The following is a 17,486-nucleotide window of genomic DNA, read 5'->3' as shown; positions in this document are numbered from 1 at the left end:
CCCCAAAAGCTCCCCCCACTCCCGGTAGGCGGCTGGAGGAAGAAGGAGCTCGCCCCCGTGGCGTCCCACCGTCGACCCAAGCAGCCGAGCCGTACTCGTGTGACCGTGCTCACCGCGACCGCCGCCGCGGCCGTCGCCCTCTCGTCCCAGGCGGCGCACGCCGATCCGAGCCAGTCGAAGAAGGACGTCAAGTCCGAGGTCGACAAGCTCTACAACGACGCGGAGCAGGCCACCGAGAAGTACAACGGCGTCAAGGAGCAGCAGGACAAGCTCCAGAAGGAGGTCGACGACCTCCAGGACAAGGTGGCCCGCGGCCAGGGCGAACTGAACCAGCTGCGCAAGGGCCTCGGCGCGATCGCCTCCGGCCAGTACCGCAGCGGCAGCATCGACCCCTCGGTCCAGCTGTTCCTCTCCGGCAATCCGGACACCTACCTCGAAAAGGCCGCCACGCTCGACCAGTTGAGCGGCAAGCAGGCCGAGCAGCTGAAGACCATCGCGGACAAGCAGCGCCAACTCGCCCAGGAGCGCGCGGAGGCCGCCAGCAAGATCCAGGACCTCTCCGAGACCCGCAAGTCGCTCGGCGAGAAGAAGGACGAGATCAAGGGCAAGCTGGCCAAGGCGCAGGAGCTGCTCAACACCCTGACCGCCAAGGAGCGGGCGGCCATGCAGGCCGCGGACGACCGGGCCAACCGCAGCAACGACCGGGTCAACCTCGGCGACGACGTGCCCGCCTCGCAGCGCGGTGCGGCCGCCCTGGCCGCCGCCCAGTCGAAGATAGGTTCCCCGTACGTCTGGGGCGCCACCGGCCCGTCCTCCTTCGACTGCTCGGGCCTGACGTCCTGGGCGTACGCGCAGGCCGGCCAGTCGCTGCCGCGCACCTCGCAGGAGCAGGCCAACGCCGGCACCCGGATCAGCTCGCAGAGCGCGCTGAAGCCCGGCGACCTGGTGCTCTTCTACGGCGACCTGCACCACATCGGCCTCTACGCCGGCAACGGCACCGTGCTGCACGCCCCGAAGCCGGGCGCCGCGGTGCGCTACGAGTCGATCAACAACATGCCGTTCCAGTTCGGCGTGCGGGTCTGACCCGGGTCTGAAAAGCCTCACAACACCCACAACCCGCCGCCCGATCGGGCGAATTGCGGCCCCCGCCGCTGACCTGCCGCTCCGCCGGTGACCTGCGAAGTCACCGGCGGAGCGGCTTTTTGGGTACGAAAAGCGGTCTTTGGCCGGCGTACCGCGGCGCGGTTACTGTCTGCCCTCGCAGCTGCCGGATCACCGACCGTCCCGCCCGGGCGGCAGGGGCTGCACACGGAAGGAGTTGCGGCCCTCGTGGTGTCCCATCGCCGTACCTCGCAGCGCGGTCAGACCACCCTCGCCTCGGTCACCGTCCTGTCCGCCGCCCTGGCCACCGCGGCCGCCGCGCTGTCGGCCCAGCCGGCCAGCGCCGACCCCTCCGAGCACCCGGCCGCGGGGCGCCAGGACGCCGCCGCCCGGGTCGGCAAGCTCTACGAGGAGGCCGAGCGGGCCACCGAGAAGTACGACGAGGCCAGCGCCCACACCGCACAACTGCGCCGCGAGGTCTCCGCCCTCCAGGACCGCGCCGCGCGGACCCAGGAGCGGGTCAACGGCATGCGGTCCCGGCTTGGCGCGCTGGCCGCCGCCCAGTACCGGTCCGGCGGGATCGACCCCACGGTCCGACTGATGCTCTCCGAACGGCCCGACAGCTACCTGGAGAAGGCGTCCGCGCTGGACCGGCTCAGCGGCACCCAGGCCCGCGAGCTGCACCGGCTCCAGGCCGCCACCCGTCAACTGGACCAGCAGCGCCGGGAAGCGGCCCGGAAACTGGCCCAACTGGAGGCCGGCCGCGCCGAGGTGGCCAAGCACAAGAAGGACGTCCAGCGGAAGCTGGCCACCGCGCGGCGGCTGCTCAACGCGCTGCCCGCGCCGGCCCGGGCCGCGTACGACCGGGCCACCCGCAGCGACGGGCGGGGCGAACGGGTGCCGGACCTGAGCGGGGTCGAGGCGGGCTCGGGCCGGGCCGCGGCGGCGGTCGCCGCGGTGCGCGCCGCGGTCGGCTCCCCCTACGCCTGGGGCGGCAGCGGGCCCTCGTCGTTCGACTGCTCCGGCCTCACCCAATGGGCCTACGGCAGGGCCGGCGTCTCGCTGCCGCGCACCTCCCAGGCCCAGCGCGGCGCCGGCACCCGGGTCCCGCTGTCCCAGGCCCGCCCCGGCGACCTGGTGATCTACCGCTCGGACGCCAGCCACGTCGGGATGTACGTCGGCAACGGGCAGGTCGTGCACGCGCCCTATCCGGGCGCCCGGGTGCGCTACGACCCGGTCGGCATGATGCCGGTCTCGTCGGTCACCAGGCCCTGAGCCGTCCGCCCCTGCGTTTTTGTGCCGGCCCAGGCGCCCTTACGATCGGCCGCATGGCGGACCAGAGGGCGCGACGCGAGGGGCCGGGGCGGGTCGCACGGCCGGTCGGCTGCGCGGTGTCGCTGTGCGCGCTGCTGGTCCCGCTCGCCGGGTGCGCGGCTGAGGAGGGGCCCACCGACCAGTACCCGGGCGCCCAACAGATGCTCAACGCGCGGGCCGACGCCGTCCGGCGGCACGACACCGCGGCCTTCCTGGCCTCCGTCGACCCCCGGGCCACCGGCTTCCGCGCCCGGCAGCGCGACGTCTTCGCCCACCTCGCCGCCGTCCCGCTCGCCGACTGGCGCTACGACCTGGTGGCCACCGGCGCCTTCCCGCTGCCGATGGGCGGCGGGAAGCGGCTGGCCGCGCAGGTGCGGCTGCGCTACCGCCTCAAGGGCTTCGACACCGCGCCGGTCACCAGCCTCCAGTACCTCACCCTGACCGAACGGGACGGCCGTTGGCGGGTCAGCTCCGACTCCGACGGCGCCGCGGACGGCCGGGCCGGCACCCGGCAGCTCTGGGACCAGGGCCCGGTCACGGTGGTGCGCGGCCGGTACGGCCTCGTGCTCGGCGGGGCCGGTGACCCGGCGCGGCTGCGCGATCTGGCGAAGCGGGTGGACGCGGCGGTGCCCGCGGTCTCCGCCGCCTGGAAGGAGAAGTGGGCCCGCAAGGTGGTGGTGGAGGCGCCCGACACCGTCGAGCGGATGGCCCAACTGATGGGCAGCGACGACCCGTCGGGGTACTCCGGGATCGCGGCGGTCACGACGGGGGAGGCGGGTGCGGAGAGCGCGGCCCCCGCGGACCGGGTGATCGTCAACCCCGACGCCTACGAGGAGCTCAACGACCTGGGCCGCACGGTCGTCCTCACCCACGAGACCACCCATGTCGCCACCCGCGCGCTGACCACGCCCGCCACCCCGCTGTGGCTCTCCGAGGGGTTCGCGGACTGGGTCGCCTACCGGGAGGTGCGCCGCCGGCCCGCGGCCACCGCGCCGGAGCTGACCCGGGCGGTCACCTCCGGCCACCCGCCGACCCGGCTGCCGAGCGACGCCGACTTCGGCTTCCGGTCCGGCGCGGAGCGGCTGGCCACCGCGTACGAGGGCGGCTGGCTGGCCTGCCGGATGATCGCCGACAAGTGGGGCGAGGCGCGGCTGATGGCCTTCTACCGGGACACCGGCCGGCGCGGGCTGCGCACCGCCGCGACCCGTCCGGGCACGGCCCCCATGGAGGCGCGCACCCCCGCCCCGACGGCGGCGCCCGGCTCGGCGGCCCCCGCGGTGGGCGGCGCCCCGCGAACCGGCCGCGGCACCGCGGTGGTGGAGCGCGCCATGCGCAGCCAACTGGGCGTCGGGATGGCCGAGTTCACCGCGATGTGGCGGGCGTATGTGCGTCAGGAGCTGGACTGAGCGGAGGGCGGGCGCCGGGGACGCCGGCGTCGGGCGCGGGCCGGCCGGGACCGTCGGCGGTGCGCAGGCGGTGGCAGGCGAGCAGGGACGCGGCGACCAGGAGGCCGTTGCGCACGGTCAGCAGGGCGATGCCCCAGGGGGTGCTCGTCACCACGTCCGCGAAGTGGGCCGGGAACTCCAGCAGCGTCACGGCGGCGGCCAGCAGCACCAGCACCGCCGACGGGCCCTGCCTGCTGGCCCGTACGGTCAGGCCGGCCGCGGCGGTGCCGACCAGCCACAGCAGGTACTGCGGGCTGATCACCCGGCTCGTGGTGACGAAGAGCAGGACGGCGGTGAAGGCGGCGTCGCCGAGCGTCGCGGGGGTCGGCCCGCCCGTCCGCAGCCGCCAGCGGACCAGCCAGGCCAGCGCGGCGCCGGACAGGGCCAGCGCCAGCGCGCTGATCAGGGGGACACCGGGGCCGAGGAACTCCAGTGAGCCGTAGTGGAGTTGGACCTCGCCGGGCCAGCCGGCGTGCCGGGCGAGGTGCAGCGCCAGCGCGCCCAGCGACTCGACCTCGGTGCCGCGGTCGCGCTGGAAGTCGACGAAGGCGAGCGCGCCCGGCGCGGCCAGGACCGCGACCAGCAGCAGCCCCGCGCCCCAGCCGACCGCGCTGCCCCACAGGGCGCGGGCCCGGCGGCCGCGCAGCGGCGCCCCGACCAGCAGCAGTACCGGCCACACCTTCAGCAGGGCGCCGCAGGCGAGCAACGCGCCCGCGGTGCGCGGCCGGTGGGCCGCCGTGAGCAGCGCCGCCGCGGCCACCGCCGCCACCAGCAGGTCGTAACGGGCGTAGCCGGTCGGGCCGAGCAGTGCGACGCCCGCGATCCACATCCAGGCCCCCGCGCGGCGGTGCCCCGGTCGGCGCCCGGCGCGCAGCAGCAGCGCCAGCGTCGCCGCGTCCACGGCCAGCAGCAGGGCGACGAACGCGGTGGTGTAGGAGAGGAACGGCAGCAGGCGGGGGGCCAGGATCGGCAGCGCGGCGGCCGGCGGGTACTGCCAGGTGACGTCGTCGAGCGGGAAGGTGCCGGCGGCCAGGACGTCGGCCCAGCCGCGGTAGATCACCGCGACGTCGGTGGTCACGTCCGGGCCGGGCAGCGTCAACACCCGCAGCACGTACAGCAGGAGCAGCGCCCGGGTCGCGGCCCACGCCGTCCAGGCCACCACCGTCGAGCGGGCGGCGCGGGCGGCCCGGGGGCGTCGTCCCGGGCGGTCGGCCGCCGGGTTTGTCGTCGCGTCCGCCTGGCTGTCGGTGCTGGTCATCGTCACCCCGTCGGTCGTGGTGCCTGCATGATGCCGGGCGGGCGGGGCACGGCCGGGCAGGCCGGGTGCGGGCGTGGCGGGGCGCGGCGCCCGGGGCGGACCGGCCACCCGGTACTGTCGGCCCAAAGCCCCTGGCCGCCCCGCGGCCCGCCCGCCGAGAGACCGCGACCGCCTAAAGAGACCACCGTGCACAAGACCCTCATCGTCACCAACGACTTCCCGCCCCGGCCCGGCGGCATCCAGGCATTCCTGCACAGCATGGCGCTGCGGCTGGACCCGGCCCAGGTTGTCGTCTACGCCTCCACCTGGAAACGGAGCGAGGAGGGTCGGGCGGCCACCGCCGCCTTCGATGCCGAGCAGCCGTTCCCGGTGGTCCGGGACGCCACCACGATGCTGCTGCCGACGCCCCGGGTGACCCGGCGCGCGGTCTCGCTGCTGCGCGAACACGGCTGCTCCTCGGTGTGGTTCGGGGCCGCGGCGCCGCTGGGGCTGATGGCGCCGGCGCTGCGCGCGGCCGGTGCGGAGCGGATCGTGGCGACCACCCACGGCCACGAGGCCGGCTGGGCGCAGCTCCCGGCCGCTCGGCAACTGCTGCGCAGGATCGGCGAGGGCACCGACACCCTCACCTACCTCGGCGAGTACACCCGCTCGCGGATCGCCGCCGCGCTCACCCCCAACGCCGCGGCCCGGATGGTCCAACTCCCGCCCGGCGTCGACGAGAAGACCTTCCACCCGGGCTCGGGCGGCGACGCGGTACGGGCCCGGCTCGGGCTCGCCGACCGGCCGGTGGTGGTCTGCGTCTCCCGGCTCGTCCCGCGCAAGGGGCAGGACACCCTGATCGAGGCGATGCCGAGGATCCTCGCCGCGGTGCCGGACGCGGTGCTGCTGGTCGTCGGCGGCGGCCCGTACGAGGAGCAACTGCACGCGCTGGCGGGGGAGAAGGGCGTCGCCGACGCGGTCCGCTTCACCGGCGCCGTCCCGTGGGAGGAGCTGCCCGCCCACTACGGCGCGGGCGACGTCTTCGCGATGCCGTGCCGCACCCGGCGCGGTGGCCTGGACGTCGAGGGCCTGGGCATCGTCTACCTGGAGGCGTCCGCCACCGGACTCCCGGTCGTCGCGGGCGACTCGGGCGGCGCGCCCGACGCGGTGCTGGACGGCGAGACCGGCTGGGTGGTGCCCGGCGGCTCCCCGACGGCCGCCGCCGAACGCATCGTCGCCCTCCTCAAGGACCCCGCGCTGCGCCGCACCATGGGCGCCCGCGGTCGCGCCTGGGTGGAGGAGAAGTGGCGCTGGGACCTCCTGGCGGAGAAGCTGCGGGAGCTGCTGTAACCGCCCCGGCGGCCTGGGGCCTGTCCGACGGCTAGGGGTCGGACAGGCCCTAGCCGCGGTAGAGCGCCTCGATCTCCTCGGCGAAGTCCTTGGCGACGACGTTCCGCTTCAGCTTCAGCGACGGCGTCACGTGCCCGGACTCCTCGGTGAACTGGGTCGGCAGGATGCGGAACTTGCGGACCGACTCGGCCTTGGAGACCGCCGCGTTGCCGTCGTCGACGGCGCGCTGGACGGCGGCCAACAGCTCGGGGTCGGTGGCGAGTTGGGCGGGCGTGGCGTCCGCCGGGCGACCGTGCTCCTCGGCCCAGCGGGGCAGGAACTCCTCGTCGAGGGTGATCAGCGCGCCGATGAACGGGCGGCCGTCGCCGACCACCATGCACTCGGCGATCAGCGCATGGGCGCGGATGCGGTCCTCGATGACCGCGGGAGCGACGTTCTTGCCGCCCGCGGTGACGAGTATCTCCTTCTTCCGGCCGGTGATGGCGAGGTAGCCGTCCTCGTCGAGGGTGCCGAGGTCGCCGGTGTGGAACCAGCCGTCGGAGAGCGCCTCTTGAGTGGCCGTCGGGTTGTTCCAGTACTCGGTGAAGAGGTGTTCGCCGTGCAGCAGCACCTCGCCGTCGTCGGCGATCCGGACCACCGAGCCGGGCAGCGGCTGCCCGACGGTACCGATCTTCTGCCGGTCCCAGGGGTTGAACGCGGTGGCCGCACAGGACTCGGTGAGGCCGTAGCCCTCCAGGGCGGTGAAGCCGATGCCGCGGTAGAAGTGGCCGAGCCGCTCGCCGAGCGGGGCGCCGCCGGAGATGGCGTGGGTGGCCCGGCCGCCCAGCACCGCCCGCAGCTTGCCGTAGACGAGGCGGTCGAAGAGCTTGTAGCGGAGCTTGAGGCCGAAGGAGGCGCCGCCGGGGGTGTCCAGGGCGCGGCTGTAGGCGATCGCGGTCTCCGCGGCCCGGTCGAAGATCTTGCCCTTGCCGTCGGCCTGCGCCTTGGCCCGGGCGCCGTTGTAGACCTTCTCGAAGACCCGGGGGACGCCCAGGATCAGCGTCGGCCGGAAGGAGGCCAGGTCGTCGGTGAGGTGCTTGATGTCCGGCGCGTGACCCAGCTTGATCGGGGCCATGACGGAGGCGACCTGCACCAGCCGGCCGAAGACGTGCGCGACGGGCAGGAAGAGCAGCACGGAGGAGTGGCCGGTGCGGAAGAGGGGGCGCAGCCGCTCGACGACGTTGCCGCACTCGGCGAAGAAGCTGCGGTGGCTGAGCACGCAGCCCTTGGGGCGGCCGGTGGTGCCGGAGGTGTAGACGATGGTGGCCGGGGAGTCCGCGTCGGCCAGCGCGCTGCGCTCGTCGACCTGTTCGTCGGTGATGTCATCCCCGGCGGCCCGCAGCCGGGCGATCGCGTCCCGCTCGATCTGCCAGATGTTCGCCAGCTCCGGCAGCCGGTCGCGGACCGACTCCACCGTCGCCTCGTGGGCGGGCGTCTCCACCAGGCAGGCCACCGCGCCGGAGTCGCCGAGGATCCACTGGATCTGCTCGGCGGAACTGGTCTCGTATACGGGGACGGTGATGGCGCCCGCGCTCCAGATGGCGAAGTCCAGCAGCGTCCACTCGTAACGGGTGCGCGACATCAGGCCGACCCGGTCGCCGGGCTGGATCCCGGCGGCCATCAGACCTTTGGCGGCCGCCCGGACCTCGGCGAGGAAGACGGTGGCGGTCACGTCCTCCCAGGCGCCGTTCACCTTCCGCCCCAGGACCGCAACGTCCGGGTGCTGCGCGGCGTTGCGACGGATCAGGTCCGTCAGATTGCCGTCCGCGGGGACCTCGTACAGGGCCGGAAGGCTGAACTCGCGCAAGACTGCTGCTCCTTGAAAGCGCCGGCGCCACGACGCTGTGTGCGCACCGGCTGCGGTCCATGATCATGCGGGGGGATTGGACGGCCCGGACGTTACCCATCGGTAGTGCGTTGGGATAGGGGGTTACGGCCAGATGTTCGATGCGTCACATGCTGGGGACACGTCATGGGGACTGCACGCGCAGACTAGACCAGCCCAGAGGTGACCCGAAAGTAACCGCCGGGGCCGGCACCGGCCTCCCGCCGCCGCCCGTCGCGATCTAGGGTGACGCCATGCGCGTGCATGTGGTCAGTGACGTCCATGGCAACAGCCGGGACCTGGCGGCGGCCGGGGACGGGGCCGACGCCCTGGTCTGCCTCGGCGACCTGGTCCTCTTCCTCGACTACGCGGACCACTCGCGCGGCATCTTCCCCGACCTCTTCGGCGCCGCCAACGCCGACGCCCTGGTCGCCCTGCGCACCGCCCGCCGCTTCGACGAGGCCCGGGCGCTGGGCCGCCGGCTCTGGGCCGAGTTGGACGCGAGCGGCGCCAGCCGGGAGGAGGTCATCGAGGCCGCGGTCCGCCGCCAGTACACCGACCTCTTCGCCGCCTTCCCCACCCCGACCTACGCCACCTTCGGCAACGTCGACATGCCGCGGCTCTGGCCCGAGTACGCCGGGCCCGGCACCACCGTCCTCGACGGCGAGCGGGTGGAGATCGGCGGCCGGGTCTTCGGCTTCGTCGGCGGCGGGCTGACCACCCCGATGCGGACGCCCTACGAGATCGGTGACGAGGAGTACGCCGCCAAGGTCGAGGCGCTCGGCGAGGTGGACGTGCTGTGCACCCACATTCCGCCGGACGTCCCCGAGCTCTGCTACGACACCGTCGCCCGCCGCTTCGAGCGCGGCAGCGCCGCCCTGTTGGACGCCATCCGCACGACCCGGCCGCGCTACGCCCTCTTCGGTCACGTCCATCAGCCGCTCGCCCACCGGGTGCGGATCGGCGGTACGGAATGCGTCAATGTCGGGCACTTCAACGCGACCGGCACCCCCTACGTGCTGGAGTGGTGAGCCCGTCGCGGCGGCCCGCTGGTGTCGGTCCGTCCCCCGCCGCGCGGTAGCCTTCAGCAGCAGCGACACCATGGGAACGGGGTCTTCCCCGCAGGGTCGGCGGACCGGCATGAATCGGTATGGAGGAGTCACGGCGATGGCCGAACACACCAGCTCGAACATCACGATCGAGGCGGCACCGGCCGAGGTGATGGGAGTGATCGCCGACTTCGACCGCTATCCGGAGTGGACCGGAGAGGTCAAGGAGGCCGAGATCCTCGCCAGCGACGACCGGGGCCGCGCGGAGAAGGTGCGCCTGGTGCTGGACGCCGGCGCCATCAAGGACGACCACACCCTCGCCTACACCTGGACCGGCGAGGACGAGGTCAGCTGGTCGCTGGTGAAGTCGCAGATGCTGCGCGTCCTGGACGGGTCCTACCGGCTCGCCGCGCTGGACGGCGGCGCCCGCACCGAGGTCACCTACCAGCTCACCGTCGACGTCAAGATCCCGATGCTCGGGATGATCAAGCGCAAGGCCGAGAAGGTCATCATCGACCGGGCGTTGGCCGGCCTGAAGAAGCGCGTGGAGGGCGACTCCGCGACGTCCGGCGCCGCCGCCGACGAGGCCGAGAAGCACTGAGCGTGCGCACCGTCCTCGTCACCGGCTCCGGCGGCGCGGGCCGCACCACGCTGGCGGCCGCGACCGCCCTGGCCGGTGCCCGCCGGGGCGCGCGGACCCTCCTGCTCACCACCCAGGCGAGCGCCCCGGAGATGGTCCTCGACGCCCGCCCGGGCACCGCCGAGCCGACCGCGATAGCCGGGGCCCCCGGCCTCTACGCGCGCCGGATCGACCCCGCGGACCGCTTCCGCCAGGAGTTCCTCGCCTTCCAGGAGCGCGCCGGCGCAGCCCTCGACCTGCTCGGCGCGGCCCCTCTCGACGAGGACGAACTGACCGAACTCCCCGGCTCCGAGTCCTTCGCGCTGCTGCACGCGCTGCGCGCCGCGCACGCCTCGGGCGACTGGGAGCTGCTGGTCGTCGACGCGCCACCGGCCGCCGAAACGATCCGGCTGCTGGCCCTGCCCGCGCAGGTCCGCCGCTACCTCCGCCGTCTACTGCCGCCCGAGCGCCAGGCGGCCCGCGCGCTGCGCCCGGTGCTCGCCCAGCTCGCCGGCGTCCCCATGCCGGCCCAGAAGCTGTACGAGGCCGCCGAGCGCTGGGAGGACGAACTCGCCGCCGTCCAGCGGGTGGTGGACGCCCCCGGCACCTCCGTACGGCTGGTCACCGACGCCGGCCCGGTCGCCACCGCCACCCTGCGGACGCTGCGCGTCGGGCTCGCGCTGCACGGCCGCCGCACCGACGGCGTCCTGGTCAACCGGCTGCTCCCGGTCGGCTCCGCCGACCCCTTCCTGGCCGGGCTCGCAGGCGCCCAACAGACCGCCCTCAAGGCGCTGCGCGAGGAGTTCCCCGACGTCCCGGTGCACGAGGTACCCCACCTGGGCCGCGACCCGCAGGGCGTGGCGGAACTGGGTGCGTTGCTGCCCGCGCCCGCCGGGCACGTCGCGGAGCCGGCCGCCGCGCCCGCCGACCCCTGGACCGTCGAGGACCGGCTGGCCACGGACGGCCTTCTCGTCTGGCGGGTGCCGCTGCCCGGCGCCCGTCGGGACGGCCTCGGCCTGGTGCGCCGCGGCGACGAGATCGTGGTGACCGTCGGCCGCTTCCGGCGGATCAGGACGCTGCCCTCGGCGCTGCGCCGCTGCACCGTCTCCGGTGCCGCGCTGCGCGACGGCGCCCTGGAGATCCGCTTCACCCCGGACCCGGGACTGTGGCCGCGGAGCGCGCCGAGCGACTGAGGCGGGCACCCCCGTTCGGGTAACGTCGTAAGCGGTCACCGCCCCGCGGTGCCCGCACCGCAGCGCACCGTCCCGGTCCGCACCGCCCGAGGAGTCCACGGAGCCCGCCATGAGTGATGCCACCGAGCGTCCCGCCGACCACAGCGCCGCGCCGGACGCCGACGCCTGGGAGACGGCCTGCGCCGAGGACCTCGCCGCGGAGCAGGCCCGCCGCCGGGCCGCCTACGGCCCCCCGCCCGGCAGCGCCGCCGACGAGCTGCGCAAGCTGGCCGAGGCGGTCACCGACAAGCTGGCCGGCATCCAACTGCCCGGCGCGCTCGGTGGGATGGCCGCCAGCGGCGCCGTGGGCGGGCTGCTGCGGCAGGCCAAGGCCGCCGTCGAGCCGGTCATCGAGCGCAACCCCGACGTCTTCGACCACCTCGCCGCGGCCGGCTCCGAACTCCTCGCCGCCTACCGCTCGGCGGTCGAGGGCAGCGAGCGCCGCTGGACCCGCGAGGCGCACACCGACGAGGGCCCCGGGGGCCGGCCCGACGATCCGCGCGACGACGGCCCGTCCGGTACCGAACGCATTGACCTCGACTGACGCTTCCCCCGCCTCCGGTACGGTGGGGCACGGCGGGGTTCGAGCGAAAACTGAGGGACACATGGGACTCACCATCGGCGTCGACATCGGCGGCACGAAGATCGCGGCCGGCGTGGTCGACGAAGAGGGTTCGATCCTTGAGACGTGCAAGGTAGCGACCCCGCGAGCCACCGATGAGCTGACCGAGGCCATCGCCGACGCCGTCCGCACGGTCGGCGTCGGCCACCGCGTCGAGGCCGTCGGCATCGGCGCCGCCGGCTACGTGGACGAGAAGCGGGCCACGGTCCTCTTCGCGCCGAACATCGACTGGCGCCACGAGCCGCTCAAGGACAAGGTCGAGCAGCGCGTCGGCCTGCCCGTGGTGGTCGAGAACGACGCCAACGCCGCGGCCTGGGGCGAGTACAAGTTCGGCGCCGGCAAGGGCCACAGCGACGTCATCTGCATCACCCTCGGCACCGGCCTGGGCGGCGGCATCATCATCGGCAACAAGCTGCGCCGCGGCCGCTTCGGCGTGGCCGCCGAGTTCGGCCACATCCGGGTCGTCCCGGACGGCCTGCTGTGCGGCTGCGGCAGCCAGGGCTGCTGGGAGCAGTACGCCTCCGGCCGCGCCCTGCTGCGCTACGCCCGGCAGCGCGCCCTCGCCACCCCGGAGAACGCCGCGGCGCTGCTCGCGCTCGGCGACGGCACCCCCGAGGGCATCCAGGGCAAGCACATCAGCGAGGCCGCCCGGCACGGCGACCCGGTCGCCATCGACTCGTTCCGCGAGCTGGCCCGTTGGGCCGGCGCCGGCCTCGCCGACCTGGCCTCGCTCTTCGACCCGTCGGCGTTCATCATCGGCGGCGGGGTCTCGGACGAGGGCGAGCTGGTCCTGGACCCGATCCGCAAGTCCTTCCGGCGCTGGCTGGTCGGCAGCCAGTGGCGGCCGCACGCCCAGGTGCTCGCCGCCCAACTCGGCGGCAAGGCCGGGCTGGTGGGCGCGGCCGACCTGGCGCGCCAGGGCTGACGCGGATGGGCGGCGAGCGCTCCGGACGGCCCGCGTCCGGCCCGGTAGGGTCCGGTTCCGACTCCGCAACGGCCGCGCCCACGGCCGGACTTGCCGCCTCCGCCACGGAGGCGTGCTCTGCTTCCGAGGTCTGGGAAAAGAGCAGAGGCGGAGCGGAGCGGAGCGGTTCCGCGGTCGTCCGGGTGCTCAGCTACAACATCCGCTCGATGCGCGACGACACGGCGGCGCTGGCCCGGGTCATCCGGGCCTGCGCCCCCGATGTCGTCCTCGTCCAGGAGGCGCCGCGGTTCTTCCGCTGGCGCAAGGCCGCCGAACGGCTGGCCCGGTCCGCCGGCCTGGTCTACGTCACCGGCGGCGCGACGACCGCAGGACCGATGGTGCTGGCCACCCTCCGCGCCCATGTCGAGCGCACCGAGGACGTGCTGCTGCCCCGCACCCCCGGGCTGCACCAACGGGGCCTGGCCACCGCGGTGCTCCGCTTCGGCGGGGCCCGGCTCGGCGTCGTGAGCTGTCATCTGAGCCTGTCCGCGCGGGAGCGGTACGCGCAGGCCCAGCTGGTGCTTCAGCGCGTCGCCGGGCTGGGGGTGCGGCATGCGGTGGTCGGCGGGGATCTCAACGACCGCCCGGACGGCCGGAGTTTCCGCCGGATCGCGGCGGAGCTCCACGACGGCTGGGCGAGTGCGCCGTGCGGTGGCGAGTTCACCTCGGGCTCGCACGAGCCCCGGCAGCGGATCGATGCGGTGTTCGCCACCGACGGCGTCGAGGTGCTCGGGTGCGGGGTGCCGCGGGCGCTGCCCGGCCTGCGCCCGGCGGACCTGCGGGCCGCCTCGGACCACCTGCCGGTGCTGGCCGCCCTGCGGGTGCCGGCCGGCAGCTGACCGGCCGCCCTCGGCAACGGCCCGCTCGGGCCCCCGCGTTCAGCCCCCCGCGCTCAGACCACCGCGCCGCCGCCCGGCAGGTCGTCGTCCCCGTCGTGGTCGTTGTTCATCCGGGCGAAGAGGGTGCCCAGGCCGCCCAGGAAGCCGCCGACGCCCAGGACGACGACCCACCAGGTGAGCGGCTGCTGGAAGACGACCATGGCGACCAACAGCAACGGGCCGCCGAGCGCCGCGATCCAGGCGAACTTGGTGGTGGTGTCGGCCTGCGGCAGCGGCGGCGGCTCGGGCGGGGTGAAGTGGCCCTCGTCGTCCTCGTCGAAGTCGTCGTCGGAGGGCTCGCGGGCGGACCAGTCGCGCGGGCCCACGCCGGGGGCGAAGACCACGAAGCTGCCGGGGCGGGACGGGGGGATGTCGCCGGGGGCGCCCGGGCCCGGGGGGTCCGCGCCGGGCCGGTCGTCGTCGGCGGGGTGCGGTGCGGGGGAGTCCACGGCGGTGGCCTCGCCCTCGGCCGCCGCGGCGCCCGCCGGCCGGCCGCCGCTGGCCTCGTCGGCGTCCGGGCCCGGGAACTGGGGCCGCTCGCCGTACCCCGCCACGATCTGCGCCCAGGCGGCGTCCTCGTCGAGCGGGTCCCGGGGGTCGCGGGGGCTACGCTCCGCCACGGGCCGCCGTCCCTTCCCAGGCTGCGTCCGGCCGGGCCTCGGGGGCGAGCCGGGTGATGAAGTCATGGGTGTTGGCGAAGATCCGCTCCGCGTCGTGGTCGAGGGTGGCGACGTGGTAGCTGCGCTCAAGCAGGGTGTGCCGGACGTCGGTGGACGAGATCCGGCTGAGGATGCGGTCGGAGTCGACGGGCGGGACGACGTGGTCCTGCGGGCTGGTCATCACCAGCAACGGCTGGGTCACGCGCGGCAGTTCGTCGTCGACCCGCCGGAAGAACGCCCGCAGGGAGTGCGCGGCGTGCAGCGGCACCCGGTCGTAACCGACCTCGGTCGCACCGGGCTTGGCGATGTCGCTGGCGATGCCCTTTGTGGACCGGACGACGTGGCGCAGCGCCGGCAGCAGCGGCGCCGCCCGGTCGTGGACCTTGTTGCCCGGATTGACCAGCGCCACCCCGCTGATGGCGTCGCCGTGCTGGGCGGCCAGCCGCAGCGCCAGCGCACCGCCCATCGACAGGCCGCAGACGAAGACCGTGCCGCAGCGCTCGGTCAGCGCGCGCAACTCCCGGTCGACCTCGGCGTACCAGTCCTGCCAGGTGGTGAGCTGCATGTCCTGCCACCGGGTGCCGTGGCCGGGCAGCAGCGGGACGGTCACGCTCAGGCCCCGCTCTGCGAGGTACTCGGCCCAGGGGCGGACGGACTGGGGGGAGCCGGTGAAGCCGTGGCAGAACAGGACGCCGACGTCTCCGCCGTCACGGCGGAACGGCTCGGCTCCGGGGAGGAGCGGCACCGGAGGACTCCGATCGATGAGGGGGCTGGCGGGTTACTTCAGGGTACGCAAAGTAACCGCGGCGGGGTAGGGCCGTGGACGGTGGGAGCGGCGGGCACCGGAGCGCGGTGCGCCGGGCGCGCGCCGCCCCCGACGGGACCCGTGCGCGGCCCCCGGTGGGCGTGCGCGCGGCCCGATGGCCCGCCGCGGCCTCCGGCGCGCCGCGCGGGGGTTAAGGTCATTGCGTCAGACACAGGAGGCAGTCGGTTGATCTACGGCGCAATGAAGTTTTCCCTCGGCGGTTCGCTGCGGCTCGCGTTCCGCCCCTGGGTGGAAGGCATCGAGAACGTGCCCGCCGAGGGTGCGGCGATCCTCGCGAGCAACCACCTGTCCTTCTCGGACTCGTTCTTCCTGCCCGCGGTGCTCGACCGCAAGGTGACCTTCATCGCGAAGGCGGAGTACTTCACCTCGCCGGGGGTGAAGGGCAAGTTGACGGCCGCGTTCTTCAAGGGCGTGGGGCAGCTCCCGGTGGACCGCTCGGGCGCCCGCGGCGCGGGCGAGGCGGCGATCAAGAGCGGCATCGAGGTGCTGGAGCGCGGGGAGCTCTTCGGCATCTACCCCGAGGGCACCCGCTCCCCGGACGGCCGGCTCTACCGCGGTAAGCCCGGCGGCCTGGCGCGGGTGGCGCTGGCCACGGGAGCGCCGGTCATCCCGGTGGCGATGATCGACACCGAGAAGGTGCAGCCGCCCGGCAAGGTGCTGCCGAAGATGGTCCGGCCCGGCATCCGGATCGGCAAGCCGCTGGACTTCAGCCGCTACCAGGGCATGGAGAACGACCGGTACATCCTGCGCTCGATCACCGACGAGGTGATGTACGAGATCATGAAGCTCTCCGGCCAGGAGTACGTCGACATCTACGCGACCGCCGCCAAGCGGCAGATCGCCGAGGCGGCCAAGGCCGCGGAGGCGCAGAAGAAGGCGTAGCGCGCGGGACGGAAGGACGAGTCGAGACCGGGGGCGGCGCGGCCCCCGGTGAGGGGTGGGGGCCCGCATGACGGATGCCGACATTCAGGACGCCCGGACCGCGGGTGGTGATGCACCGGGCGCCCGGGACGCGGCCGACGGCGGCCGCCAGAAGGCGCTGCGGATGTCCGTCGAGCTGCCACTGTGGCGGGCGCTGACCGGCTACCGCATCCTGACCCTGGTCTACGTGCTGTGCCTGGGCGCCGTGGCGTACCCGCACTACGCACACCCGCCAGGCGCCGCCGCGTACTTGGCCGCGCTCACCCTCTGGACCGGGCTGAGCTGGCGCCGGACGACCTCCGCCGAGCGCTGCACCCGGCGCTTCCTCCTCGTCGACCTCGGCTTCGCGGTCGGCGGCATCCTGCTCACCTCGGTCATCGACACCCAGGCCCGCATCATGGACGGCAGCCCGACGCTCCCGTCCATCTGGACGGCGGGCGCCGTGCTGGGCTTCGCCATCAAGGGCGGCTGGCGGTGGGCGGCGGTGGCCTCCACCATCGTGGCGGCGGCCAACCTCGTCGAGCGCCAGGAGCTGGCCCGGGACACCGTCCACAACGTGGTGCTGGTGTGGGTGGCCAGCGTCGCCATCGGCTACGTCGTCGAGGTGGCGCGGGCCAGTGAGCGCACCCTGGCGCGCGCCCTCCAGATCGAGGCGGCCACCCGCGAGCGGGAGCGGCTGGCCCGCGACATCCACGACAGCGTGCTCCAGGTGCTCGCCATGGTGCAGCGGCGCGGCTCCGCGATCGGCGGCGAGGCGGCCGAGCTGGGGCGGATGGCGGGCGAACAGGAGGTGGCGCTGCGCACGTTGGTGGCCGGCGGGCTGGTGCCCCGGCAGCGGATGGCGGCGGTGCCGGCCCAGACCACGGTGGAGGGCGCGGCGGACGGCGCCGCGGTTCCCGTCCCGGCGCCGGCCGACCGCGGCGGCCCCTGCGACCTGATGGCGCTGCTCGCCCCGTACGCCGGGGCCGGGGTGACGCTGTCCGGCCCGGGCACCCCGGTCGCGCTGCCGGCCGCCGCCGCGGGGGAGTTGACCGCCGCTGTCGGTGCCGCGTTGGACAATGTCCGGGTGCACGTGGGGGCCGAGGCTCGCGCGTGGATCCTGGTGGAGGACGAGCCGGACGCGGTGGTCGTGACGGTGCGCGACGAGGGCCCGGGCATCCCCGAGGGCCGGCTCGCCGCGGCCGAGCGCGAGGGCCGCCTCGGCGCGGCGCTCTCGATCCGGGGCCGGCTGCGGGAGTTGGGCGGCGGCGCCGAGTGGCTCTCGGTCCCCGGCCAGGGCACGGAAGTGGAGTTGACGGTTCCCAAGGGCGCCGCGCCCAAGGACGGACGACGGGGGAGGACCGGCGCGTGAACGAGCGCGGCGGACGCGGCCCTTGGTCGGTGCGTACCGGGCGGGGCGGGCGAA

At 74.7% G+C, this 17,486-nt stretch carries 16 protein-coding genes; 12 read left to right on the top strand and 4 right to left on the bottom strand.

Going from position 1 to position 17,486, the window contains the following annotated elements; all coding sequences use genetic code 11:
* Nucleotides 1-57: 57 nt before the first annotated feature.
* From ACFVFQ_RS03560 to ACFVFQ_RS03550, 3 genes are all read left to right on the top strand, one after another.
* Nucleotides 58-1,083, top strand: a complete 1,026-nt coding sequence (locus tag ACFVFQ_RS03560) for an NlpC/P60 family protein (RefSeq protein ID WP_383407912.1) — start codon at nt 58-60, stop codon at nt 1,081-1,083.
* A gap of 246 nt (nt 1,084-1,329) precedes the next feature.
* Complete coding sequence (locus ACFVFQ_RS03555) at nt 1,330-2,376, top strand: NlpC/P60 family protein (RefSeq protein WP_383407909.1); 1,047 nt, start codon at nt 1,330-1,332, stop codon at nt 2,374-2,376.
* 53 nt (nt 2,377-2,429) lie between these two features.
* Nucleotides 2,430-3,821 (top strand): hypothetical protein, encoded by a 1,392-nt coding sequence (locus ACFVFQ_RS03550; protein ID WP_383407906.1) that lies wholly within the window; start codon nt 2,430-2,432, stop codon nt 3,819-3,821.
* Here ACFVFQ_RS03550 and ACFVFQ_RS03545 read toward each other — a convergent pair.
* The gene (locus ACFVFQ_RS03545; RefSeq protein WP_383407903.1) at nt 3,778-5,118 is read right to left on the bottom strand and encodes a glycosyltransferase 87 family protein; all 1,341 of its coding nucleotides are present in this window, start codon (nt 5,116-5,118) and stop codon (nt 3,778-3,780) included. The genes ACFVFQ_RS03550 and ACFVFQ_RS03545 overlap by 44 nt on opposite strands.
* A 186-nt stretch (nt 5,119-5,304) precedes the next feature.
* Between ACFVFQ_RS03545 and ACFVFQ_RS03540 the strand changes: the two genes are divergently transcribed.
* Nucleotides 5,305-6,447 carry a glycosyltransferase family 4 protein gene (locus ACFVFQ_RS03540; protein ID WP_383407900.1) on the top strand — a complete coding sequence of 381 codons (1,143 nt, stop codon included), beginning with the start codon at nt 5,305-5,307 and terminating at the stop codon, nt 6,445-6,447.
* 49 nt (nt 6,448-6,496) lie between these two features.
* Here the strand turns inward: ACFVFQ_RS03540 and ACFVFQ_RS03535 are convergent, their stop codons facing one another.
* The gene (locus ACFVFQ_RS03535; RefSeq protein ID WP_383407897.1) at nt 6,497-8,293 is read right to left on the bottom strand and encodes an AMP-dependent synthetase/ligase; all 1,797 of its coding nucleotides are present in this window, start codon (nt 8,291-8,293) and stop codon (nt 6,497-6,499) included.
* A gap of 272 nt (nt 8,294-8,565) precedes the next feature.
* Between ACFVFQ_RS03535 and ACFVFQ_RS03530 the strand changes: the two genes are divergently transcribed.
* The 6 genes from ACFVFQ_RS03530 (at nt 8,566) to ACFVFQ_RS03505 (ending at nt 13,636) form a co-directional block, all read left to right on the top strand.
* Nucleotides 8,566-9,342 (top strand): metallophosphoesterase, encoded by a 777-nt coding sequence (locus ACFVFQ_RS03530; RefSeq protein WP_274916110.1) that lies wholly within the window; start codon nt 8,566-8,568, stop codon nt 9,340-9,342.
* Nucleotides 9,343-9,478: 136 nt separating this feature from the next.
* Nucleotides 9,479-9,961 carry an SRPBCC family protein gene (locus tag ACFVFQ_RS03525; protein WP_383407894.1) on the top strand — a complete coding sequence of 161 codons (483 nt, stop codon included), beginning with the start codon at nt 9,479-9,481 and terminating at the stop codon, nt 9,959-9,961.
* A gap of 2 nt (nt 9,962-9,963) precedes the next feature.
* Entirely contained in the window at nt 9,964-11,172 is a 1,209-nt protein-coding gene (locus ACFVFQ_RS03520) for an ArsA family ATPase (RefSeq protein ID WP_383407891.1), read from the top strand.
* Nucleotides 11,173-11,281: 109 nt separating this feature from the next.
* Nucleotides 11,282-11,755, top strand: coding sequence for a DUF5304 domain-containing protein (locus ACFVFQ_RS03515; protein ID WP_383407888.1), 474 nt, complete (start codon nt 11,282-11,284; stop codon nt 11,753-11,755).
* A gap of 61 nt (nt 11,756-11,816) precedes the next feature.
* The gene (locus ACFVFQ_RS03510; RefSeq protein WP_383407883.1) at nt 11,817-12,758 is read left to right on the top strand and encodes an ROK family glucokinase; all 942 of its coding nucleotides are present in this window, start codon (nt 11,817-11,819) and stop codon (nt 12,756-12,758) included.
* A 182-nt stretch (nt 12,759-12,940) separates the two neighbouring features.
* A complete protein-coding gene (locus tag ACFVFQ_RS03505) occupies nt 12,941-13,636 on the top strand; it encodes an endonuclease/exonuclease/phosphatase family protein (protein ID WP_383407879.1) in 696 nt (231 codons plus the stop codon).
* A 53-nt stretch (nt 13,637-13,689) separates the two neighbouring features.
* On the opposite strand, the gene ACFVFQ_RS03500 is transcribed toward ACFVFQ_RS03505, so the two are convergent.
* Nucleotides 13,690-14,295 (bottom strand): hypothetical protein, encoded by a 606-nt coding sequence (locus ACFVFQ_RS03500; RefSeq protein ID WP_383407874.1) that lies wholly within the window; start codon nt 14,293-14,295, stop codon nt 13,690-13,692.
* Complete coding sequence (locus ACFVFQ_RS03495; RefSeq protein WP_383407871.1) at nt 14,282-15,079, bottom strand: alpha/beta hydrolase; 798 nt, start codon at nt 15,077-15,079, stop codon at nt 14,282-14,284. The genes ACFVFQ_RS03500 and ACFVFQ_RS03495 overlap by 14 nt, the downstream gene beginning before the upstream one ends.
* A gap of 261 nt (nt 15,080-15,340) precedes the next feature.
* On the opposite strand from ACFVFQ_RS03495, the gene ACFVFQ_RS03490 reads away from it, so the two are divergent.
* Both ACFVFQ_RS03490 and macS read left to right on the top strand, forming a co-directional pair.
* Complete coding sequence (locus tag ACFVFQ_RS03490) at nt 15,341-16,042, top strand: lysophospholipid acyltransferase family protein (protein WP_383407868.1); 702 nt, start codon at nt 15,341-15,343, stop codon at nt 16,040-16,042.
* Between the two features lie 67 nt (nt 16,043-16,109).
* Nucleotides 16,110-17,432, top strand: coding sequence for a MacS family sensor histidine kinase (macS, locus tag ACFVFQ_RS03485; protein ID WP_383407865.1), 1,323 nt, complete (start codon nt 16,110-16,112; stop codon nt 17,430-17,432).
* Nucleotides 17,433-17,486: the final 54 nt, after the last annotated feature.

Source organism: Streptomyces sp. NPDC057743, assembly GCF_042798755.1.
In the GTDB taxonomy this organism is placed as follows: domain Bacteria; phylum Actinomycetota; class Actinomycetes; order Streptomycetales; family Streptomycetaceae; genus Streptomyces.
The sequence above is the reverse complement of the archived record's forward strand: the minus strand, read 5'-3'. Positions and strand labels throughout refer to the sequence as shown.

Excerpts from the sequence above, each read along its gene's own strand:
- ACFVFQ_RS03550 (WP_383407906.1), top strand. The coding sequence starts at position 2,430 with ATGGCGGACCAGAGGGCGCGACGCGAGGGGCCGGGGCGGGTCGCACGG.
- ACFVFQ_RS03525 (WP_383407894.1), top strand. The coding sequence starts at position 9,479 with ATGGCCGAACACACCAGCTCGAACATCACGATCGAGGCGGCACCGGCC.
- ACFVFQ_RS03545 (WP_383407903.1), bottom strand. The coding sequence starts at position 5,118 with ATGACCAGCACCGACAGCCAGGCGGACGCGACGACAAACCCGGCGGCC.
- ACFVFQ_RS03490 (WP_383407868.1), top strand. The coding sequence starts at position 15,341 with ATGAAGTTTTCCCTCGGCGGTTCGCTGCGGCTCGCGTTCCGCCCCTGG.
- ACFVFQ_RS03510 (WP_383407883.1), top strand. The coding sequence starts at position 11,817 with ATGGGACTCACCATCGGCGTCGACATCGGCGGCACGAAGATCGCGGCC.
- ACFVFQ_RS03515 (WP_383407888.1), top strand. The coding sequence starts at position 11,282 with ATGAGTGATGCCACCGAGCGTCCCGCCGACCACAGCGCCGCGCCGGAC.
- macS (WP_383407865.1), top strand. The coding sequence starts at position 16,110 with ATGACGGATGCCGACATTCAGGACGCCCGGACCGCGGGTGGTGATGCA.
- ACFVFQ_RS03530 (WP_274916110.1), top strand. The coding sequence starts at position 8,566 with ATGCGCGTGCATGTGGTCAGTGACGTCCATGGCAACAGCCGGGACCTG.